Annotated in this window: 10 protein-coding genes and 1 pseudogene; 6 read left to right on the top strand and 5 right to left on the bottom strand. The window is 59.8% G+C overall.

What is annotated here, in order from left to right; all coding sequences use genetic code 11:
* Positions 1-32 precede the first annotated feature (32 nt).
* The 5 genes and pseudogenes from B5483_RS22555 to B5483_RS22535 all read right to left on the bottom strand — a co-directional run.
* Positions 33-266: a hypothetical protein gene (locus B5483_RS22555; RefSeq protein WP_079732136.1), complete on the bottom strand. Its 234-nt coding sequence runs from the start codon at positions 264-266 to the stop codon at positions 33-35.
* A 3-nt stretch (positions 267-269) separates the two neighbouring features.
* Positions 270-926, bottom strand: a complete 657-nt coding sequence (locus B5483_RS22550; protein WP_079732135.1) for an antitoxin Xre/MbcA/ParS-like domain-containing protein — start codon at positions 924-926, stop codon at positions 270-272.
* Positions 927-1,741: 815 nt separating this feature from the next.
* Positions 1,742-2,179, bottom strand: coding sequence for a hypothetical protein (locus B5483_RS22545; protein ID WP_079732134.1), 438 nt, complete (start codon positions 2,177-2,179; stop codon positions 1,742-1,744).
* Between the two features lie 14 nt (positions 2,180-2,193).
* The gene (locus B5483_RS22540) at positions 2,194-2,808 is read right to left on the bottom strand and encodes a UPF0149 family protein (protein WP_245829570.1); all 615 of its coding nucleotides are present in this window, start codon (positions 2,806-2,808) and stop codon (positions 2,194-2,196) included.
* A gap of 72 nt (positions 2,809-2,880) precedes the next feature.
* A pseudogene (locus B5483_RS22535) lies at positions 2,881-3,807 on the bottom strand (Tn3 family transposase); the annotation flags it as partial.
* On the opposite strand from B5483_RS22535, the gene B5483_RS22530 reads away from it, so the two are divergent.
* The 6 genes from B5483_RS22530 (at position 3,742) to B5483_RS22505 (ending at position 7,734) form a co-directional block, all read left to right on the top strand.
* Entirely contained in the window at positions 3,742-3,975 is a 234-nt protein-coding gene (locus tag B5483_RS22530; RefSeq protein ID WP_245829571.1) for a hypothetical protein, read from the top strand. The pseudogene B5483_RS22535 and the gene B5483_RS22530 sit on opposite strands and share 66 nt — an antisense overlap.
* A 43-nt stretch (positions 3,976-4,018) precedes the next feature.
* Positions 4,019-4,309 (top strand): type II toxin-antitoxin system RelE/ParE family toxin, encoded by a 291-nt coding sequence (locus B5483_RS22525; protein ID WP_054948400.1) that lies wholly within the window; start codon positions 4,019-4,021, stop codon positions 4,307-4,309.
* 2 nt (positions 4,310-4,311) lie between these two features.
* Positions 4,312-4,593 (top strand): addiction module antidote protein, encoded by a 282-nt coding sequence (locus B5483_RS22520; RefSeq protein ID WP_054948399.1) that lies wholly within the window; start codon positions 4,312-4,314, stop codon positions 4,591-4,593.
* Between the two features lie 212 nt (positions 4,594-4,805).
* Positions 4,806-5,189: a hypothetical protein gene (locus tag B5483_RS23045; RefSeq protein ID WP_176168184.1), complete on the top strand. Its 384-nt coding sequence runs from the start codon at positions 4,806-4,808 to the stop codon at positions 5,187-5,189.
* A gap of 111 nt (positions 5,190-5,300) precedes the next feature.
* Positions 5,301-6,233 carry a helix-turn-helix transcriptional regulator gene (locus tag B5483_RS22510; protein WP_176168183.1) on the top strand — a complete coding sequence of 311 codons (933 nt, stop codon included), beginning with the start codon at positions 5,301-5,303 and terminating at the stop codon, positions 6,231-6,233.
* 634 nt (positions 6,234-6,867) lie between these two features.
* Positions 6,868-7,734, top strand: coding sequence for a MucR family transcriptional regulator (locus B5483_RS22505; protein WP_176168182.1), 867 nt, complete (start codon positions 6,868-6,870; stop codon positions 7,732-7,734).
* Positions 7,735-7,825: the final 91 nt, after the last annotated feature.

Raw genomic sequence — 7,825 nt, 5'->3', positions numbered from 1 at the left:
TGGCCGACATCAGTCGGAATAGGTGGCCGGCTTCAAATCGGAATGGTGGCCGACATCAAATCGGAATCCCCGGCCGGCTTCCTTCGGAATCCGCAATCTTCCGCAATGTAGAGCAGCTTGAAACGGTCATCCGGGCTCGCGAAACGCGTTTTGCCATAGCCCATCCCGAGGGGCGTCGCGCGATGCGCGATGGGCGTGCAACGCAGGTATGCGCTTGGCTCAACGCGCCGGGTCAGCGACGCGAGAATCTTCTCGTCAAATGCCATGCGTCAGGCAAAGTCACGCTCTGCAACGATCACCACCTCTTGGCGATCACCGGCCTTCAGCGCATCGAGCGGCGCACGATTGTTCAGCGCCCCATGCGGTTGGCGAAGCCAGAGCCACGCAGACCGAGCCTCTGGGGCAAGGCGAAGGATATCGGCGATGCCTTCGAGCGGCCGCGCGTCCACAAACTGGTCCAGCGGATAGGCCAGCTTTCGGGTGCCACGCAGCAATCCGACGACCATGCCTTTCTGCTGCCAGCTGCTTAGCGTCGACCGAGGAATCCCAAGATTGTCCTCGACCTCACCAGCACCTGCCACCGGCCCGGCCCAACTTTCGAGCGGCCGTGCCGAAGCATAGCGATCGAGCCGGGCTTTCCCCTCTTCGAGGGGAATGATCCCCCCGAGGCCAGCGCCGCGTCGGCGTTCAACTCGCCCCGTCGGTTTGAGCGGCACCCGCGTTTCGGGTCGGCCGCTATGAACGGCTTCGATCAGGATCCGGCGGACCTCATCTTTTTCGCGCGCGAGTTCGCTTTGCTCCGCCTTCGGGAGTTCGGCGATAACGCCTGAAACAAAGGAGAGGATCTCTGCCATCATGTTAAGATCGCTGGAGCGCGCCTTTGGATTGCTGCTCTTCAGCGCAGCGCGCACGTCGCCGGCACTCAATCCCCGGAGAGGTAGGCTATCTGCGGCAAGGCTCGGCACGGGATGACTCCATACTGCAATCTGGATCCTTTATCGCACCGATTGCACCAATTGTCTAGATTGCATAGTATGCACTGTGTTCGACCCGCGCCGACGTCCGGCGGACTCAGGTTGTCCGGATTGTGTCAGTGTCAACAGCGCTTGTTCATCTAAAATGCCATTTGGTTCAATTCGATATGGCACATTTTCACATAATGAAGAGCGCTTTTAGGTTGGCGCCGCGGCGCGCGACGCAAGGGAGAGGGCACAGCCTGATTGCCGCGGCGGTGAGCTAAAAGCGTGTTGAACGAAGCCGCCAGCGCAGCGTTGCGCCTATGGGGATTGTATGGAGCAACCGGCTTTCAAGATATGCCGGCGAGCATTTTGACCGACAGCATCGTCTTGTGGCGAGTGGCGCCGTAGGCTGTAAAACCAGGTTGGAAGCTGGCAAGGCGGTCGAATTGAGGCTGTTCGCGCCAGTTTCTGGCTCAGGCGACAAGCTGGCTATAGCCTTTTGAACCCGGCGATTGGGGCGATCATCGGTGGCCGATGGAGGATTGTCATGATGTTTCCAGCCAGAATTGGGGCCCTGGTGATGGCGAAATCCGTTCAAGCACTTCAATACAGATCATGTGACCGCAGCGGCAGGCGGGACAAATTCGTCGGGAGACACCAGTGAAGTCTTCGATCTCGTGTTCGTCGGCCGCCTTCTCAGGCGCGGGCTGATTGACAGGATGTTGGGGTCAGTTCCGGCAGGGGGCGAAATGACACCCTAAGCGAATCGTCAAACGGAATTGTTATCGCAGACGTGCTGGCTCGGGGATTTCGTCGGCCTCCCCGGTAGTGGCGTAAACCTCCTCGCGGATGATCCGTTCCGTGATGATCATCAGGTGGGCGCTGAGCGCGTCGCTCAATTCCTGAAATTCCGGCCACAGTGTGTTGTTGATGAAGCTGGCGGGGGCGTGAACCATGACCGTCTGGCGGTGCATGCGCGTGTAGCGGAACGGACGCAGCCCATAACGGCGACATAGGGCGGTGAACAATTGGCGCGACCACGGGTCTGGAATGGAAAATTTGAACTCTTCGGCCTTTTCTCGCGATTTGGTGTCAGAAAATTGGCGCCGTATGCGCTCAGCGGCGGCGCCCGCTGCGGCTTTTTCACCGGCGGTTGCCGCCCCAGCAAACAGGGCCTCGATTTTGCGCAATTTCTCGCGCAGCCGTTGCTCGGCGTCCATTTCCTGCGTGGGTTTCAATGTCGGGTTGGCCACGGCGCGGTAAGGCCGGGAAGGCCCTGCTGCCGCACACGCACGCAGGCGAGAACGGCGGCGTGGATTTCGGTCTCCATGATCTCAGTCATGGTGCGCAAATGCTGGATAGTTTCCTTGATTTGCGCGCGATCCTCAGGCTCGCCAGCGGTGCGTTCGATAAGGTCGGCGACACCAAGCATCATGGCCCTGATTTCGCCTAAATGCGTGACGGCTTCGTGTGCCCGTTCGGGAAGGCCAGATTCTTCGGCACCGTTGAACAGCCCTTCGACAAACCCTTCTGCCTCCTGACCGCGCACCAGACCAAAATTGCCGAGATTGGCCGCGGTCGGCTCCATCGGCACCGGCATGGCCTTGAATGGTGTCTTGGGATCCTGGTGCGCTGCCAGTTCGTTCCATAGCGCCATCACGAGTGTGCCAAGCAGTTCATTGGCGTCATCCATACTGTCGAACTCGGGCAATTCCCCGCCCCAAAGGTCGGCGATCACCGTCATGGGCTTCACGTCAGGATCGGGACTGGCGATGGCGCCCAACAGTCGGGTGCGAACCTCGTGATAGCCAACCGGGCAATCGTGTTTGGCCAGCAGGGCGCGGATCACCCTGTCGCTGGGCAGTTTTGTCGCTGTCTTTGCCATCGCAATGCCTTGACGATACTCACAATCCGATCTTGCCTACACCGGCTCAGCATCCTTGGGCCAGAGATATTCACCGGTCAGCAGAATGTGCGCCCAGCCCAATGGTGAGATGTGGGCAAGCAATTCGGGAGGCACATCGAGGCCATCCCGGCGCCGAGCTTCAACGGCCTCGTGCAGGTGCAAGGTATTCCAGAATATCACGATGGCGGCCAGCAGATTGAGCCCGGCGATCCGGAAGTGCTGCCCCTCGCTGGTGCGATCCCGGATTTCGCCCTGGCGGCCAATCCGCAGCGCATTCTTCAAGGCATGATGCGCCTCGCCTTTGTTGAGCCCGATCTGGGCGCGACGCTGCATGTCGGCATCGAGGATCCAGTCGATGAGAAACAGCGTGCGCTCGATCCGGCCAACTTCGCGCAAGGCCACCGCCAGATTGCTCTGGCGTGGATAGCCGGCAAGCTTGCGCAGCATCTGGTGGGGTTCGATCCGGCCCGAGTTCACGGTGGCGATAGCACGAAACAGGTCCGGCCAGTTGGCGACGATGATATCTTCCCGGACCTTGCCCGCCACCAGCTTGCGCAGTTCGGTCGGAGTAGCGGCGGGATCAAACACGTAAAACCGCTTCGATGGCAGATCGCGGATGCGCAGGACGAGGCGGCGATCGAGCAGACCGCTCATGCCAAAGACGTGATCGGTGTAGCCTGCCGTGTCGGCATATTGTTCGCGGATCTGCCTGCCCGCCTCATTGGCCAGCAGGCCACTGAGGATGTAGGGTGCCTCGCTCGCCGTCACCGGGATGAGGCGCGATGCGAACGGTGCATACTGGTCGTTCACCGAGCTGTAGCTTTTTGTGCCGGGACCATTGCCATACTCCGCGTGGACCGCGTTCATCGTCTCTCCATGGCGACCTTGCTCAGCGAACGGGCCAAATTCGGCTTGGCTGCAGCCCGTTCGCGCGGACGCAAACTGGGCCGTCAACCTGGAGACCGTCCGAAATCGGATCGATTGACCCCGAGGGTCATCGAGGTGATAGAAGCCGGGCGCAGCTATCGTTGGATTGCACGCGATCTCGGGATCAGCAAGAACACGGTCACGGCGATTGTGCGCCGCCAGCGGGACGGATCGGCATTGTAGTATATAGTTGACATGTCGCCCCAGTCTGTGCATTATACTTGACATGATCGAAGTCCTCCGCACCGCCGAGTTCATCGACTGGCTCACGGCGCTGCGGGATGTTCAGGCGCGGGCGCGGATCGCCAAACGGATTGACCGTATCGCTCAGGGCAACTTCGGCGACGCCAAGTCGGTCGGCGACGGGGTGAGTGAGCTACGCTTTACCTTCGGGCCGGGATACCGGGTCTACTACACACGGCGCGGCGATGTCGTGGTGATCCTGTTGTGCGGCGGCGACAAGGGCTCGCAGGAACGGGACATCGATCGGGCGAAGGCCATGGCGAAGGAGGTTTGACGATGACACTCGAAACCAAGTCCTGGGATGCAGCCGAGGTACTGAACACCCCGGCTGATATCGCGGCGTATCTCGACGCCTACCTTGAGGATGGCACCACTGAGGAACTGCTGCGTGCCCTCAGCACCGTCGCGCGCTCGCATGGGATGTCGGCGCTAGCCCGCGAAACCGGGATCAGCCGGGAAGCCCTTTACAGGGCATTCAGCGACAACGGCAATCCGACGCTCGGTACGCTGTTGCGCGTGATGAAGGCATTCGGCGTGCGCCTTGCCGTGGCGGCCTGATTTGCGCTGGCGGTGTTTAGGGTGTCATTTCGCCCCCTACCGGAACTGACCCCGATTACGCCCATGATGCGAGTTGGTCATTGTGACTGGCAACGCAATAGGCCCACGGCGCAAGGATCGCTTTATCCTGGGCTGCTCGATCACGCGGCCCATGCAGCCAGAATCACCATCTCGGCGGCATCGTGTCTACCCAGATAATCGCCACGTTACAGTTGCTCGACATGCTTCTGCCGTCATCGATGCATGAGCAATTGGATAACGCAATTGGCGTGCGCGTCGATGGCTTTGCCCTTCATGAAATCATAGCCCATGGCAAGCTGGGCTTCCCGCGCAAGAACGAATGGCAACCGAACCATGCCGACTATGGCGTAGACCAGCGAGGGCAGGGGCATGTCGGGGACGAGGCCGCGCTCGATCAATGTCGCGCACGTTCGCCGCGGCAAACCCATGTGCGACAAATGCTTCGCGCGCGCATTGGAGGATCCTGGCGCGCGTTTCATGTGCCCGCGACTGTTTCAGAATGCGGGCTTTGGGAATCGGATGGCCCGGAAGAGCGTCAGTATTATGTGTCTTGGCCACTCATATTCTCCAGGTGATGATCCAGGCGAACCATGGCGCAAGACCGGCAGCGATACCGATCGATGCCCTGCTTTGCCCAAGCCGTAAATTGGCATAGAAGGCGTTTATCCCGTTTCACGGAGCTCGGCATGGCTCTTGTCCTCAAGTTGAAAGAAGCCCGGGTTGAGGCTGGGCTCAGCCAAAATCAGGTGGCCGAAATGCTCGCAATGAGTTTGAAGGCCTATCAGGCTTGGGAGCTGGGGAAGACAGTGCCGAGCCTTGAGGAGCTCAGAACCCTCGCCATACTGTTTCGCACCAATGTACATGCTCTTGCCGGTCTTGACGTCAGGCTGACCCAGGGCTTTGGAGACAATGATGCCGACCTGATGGCGGATGAAAATGGCTTCTGGGGCCACGTAGGGATCAAGCTCAAGCGCCACGACAAGGTCATCTGGTATCCCGTTAGCCTGCGCACCTCGGACACACTTCGCGCGGGGGTTAATGGTGCGGTTGACCCCGAGTTTCTGATGCCGTTCGCCACGCTCGACAACCGGTTGGTCCGCTTGCGCCTGTCGCAGGTTTCCAGGCTCTATCTTTTGGGAGATGGGTGCAATTTGCCGGGTGATGGAAGTTTCCCGGAGACGTGCGATGCGCTTCACGGATATTCCGGTCATCCGCTTGTGGTCTACGAGGCGATGGTCGCCCTTATCGAAGATCAATTGACCGGAAGCGCATTGTCTGCCGGTTTTGACGCGGCGATTGTCGAGCACGCGCAGCAAGTGATCTCGGCAAGCGGGCTTGGCGGCGAGGAGATCCTTGCGCAGATCGTCCATACCCGAGTGATCCAGGCCAATGGCGAGGACTACAGCTTTCGCAGTGAGACTGACTGCGTGCTCGAGGTGGACACCATGATCGATATGGTTTCCGCAGATTTCCTGCCGTTCGTGGACCACGACAACGGGCATGAAATCTATTTTCGTGAAGAGGATGTGGTCCTTCTCCAATTGCCGATTTCGGAACTTCTCAAGGCCGAAGACCTGGCTGTTGCGCAAATCGAGGCGATAGACGAAGTGCGCCACTGAACATGGCGATTATGGCCTGTGGCTGACCTGACTGATGATCGTCTTGCAGAACCAAATGCCGACACGATGGGCAGTACAGGAGAAATGGCAATCTCCGGCAACAAGGCCCCACGTCATTCTTCCGCGAGCGAGATAAGCGCGACATCGATCGTCCCGAAAAGTAGCAGGGCACGGGTGCGTGGAAGGCAAAGGGGTCCTGGCCGTGCCTCGCCGGGTCTGCTGCAATGCTGCGCAAATTTCAGTTGATCGTAGGTGAGGCACGTCTTGTGGCGCATTTCTACAAGTGCGAATCAAGAAGCGTCGTTAACGGACATGGATGCGACCCGAATGGCCTCTTCATCTTTCCAGTACCGGAAGGGGTCAAGCATATCTGGCGGCAGTCCTTTGTGGCTGCCGCAATTTTTTCGGGGCCCATGGGCCCGGGCGGTAGTAGCGGCGCCCAAATGTGATCACGAGGGCGACTACGCCTTCCCGGCGCGTTTGAATTGGTATCTCGGCAGGATAGTCTTGCATTCCCATTGACCGTCAGCGTAACCTCTCAAGGCCGATCCTTGCTTTTGTCGCCAATACTACTATGGGGTCGCGCAATTGCTACGCCCGTGTAGCTCACACTATTCTCCGGATCGGATACCTCATGGCAGACTTTGACGCGCGCCGCGCCTCGCTCGACCTCGTGACAGCCTATGTAAACAACAACACGCTCAATGCAGCCCAACTGCCCAACTTGCTCAGCGATGTGTTCAAGGCGATTACCGACTTTGACCACGCTGCAACCGCTCCGGCAACATTTGCAGCTGCACCGGCGCCCACCGCCAAGTCAACGCCTACACCCGCCGCGCCTGCGAAGCCCGAGGTCGCACCCAAGGCTGCGCCCAAAACGGTGCCCAAGGCAGCACGACCGGAAACTTCAGCAATCGAAGCCCCCAAGCCTGCCGTTTCGATCGCGGAATCGACCCGCGATCCCAACTTCATCGTCTCGCTCATTACCGGTGAGAAGTTCAAGACGCTCAAGCGCCACCTGAGGAAGCACGGCCTTACCGAAGCCGAATACAAGGCGCGTTACGGCCTGCCCGCTGACTACGCGATCGTCGCCGCCTCCTATTCCGCGCTGCGTCGCAAGGTTGCTGTGGGCATTCACCAGGATCGCCAGGATACTGGGGCCAAGAGCGATGACGCAGCGTCTTCGGCAGCCAGCGACGTCAAGTCGGCACCGGGCAAGGCGAAATCGGCGCCCAAGACGAAGCAGGCAACTGCTGCCAAGCCTGCCGCGAAGAGCAGCTCGGTGAGCAATGGCGAAGTTGCTCCCAAGGCCAAAGCGGGTGAAGCTCCGGCAAAGGGCAATGCGGATGTAGCCAGGCAGGCAGAGCCTGCCGCCAAGGTTGCAACCACGATGGCGAAGAAGCCGGCAGCAAAGAAGGCCGCTTCCAAGAAGGTGGCCCCAAAGAAGGCTCCTGCCCGTAAGACTGCTGCTCCCAAGGCCCTGAGCGCCGAAGCACCGTAAGCGCGCATTTCGTAGCACGTTGCTTCCGGAGGCGGTGCGGCCATCATAGTTGACGCTGGACGAGACAGGCCACCGCAACGACGTCGGCGGG

The sequence above is a fragment of the Novosphingobium mathurense genome (genome assembly GCF_900168325.1).
GTDB lineage: Bacteria > Pseudomonadota > Alphaproteobacteria > Sphingomonadales > Sphingomonadaceae > Novosphingobium > Novosphingobium mathurense.
The sequence above is the reverse complement of the archived record's forward strand: the minus strand, read 5'-3'. Positions and strand labels throughout refer to the sequence as shown.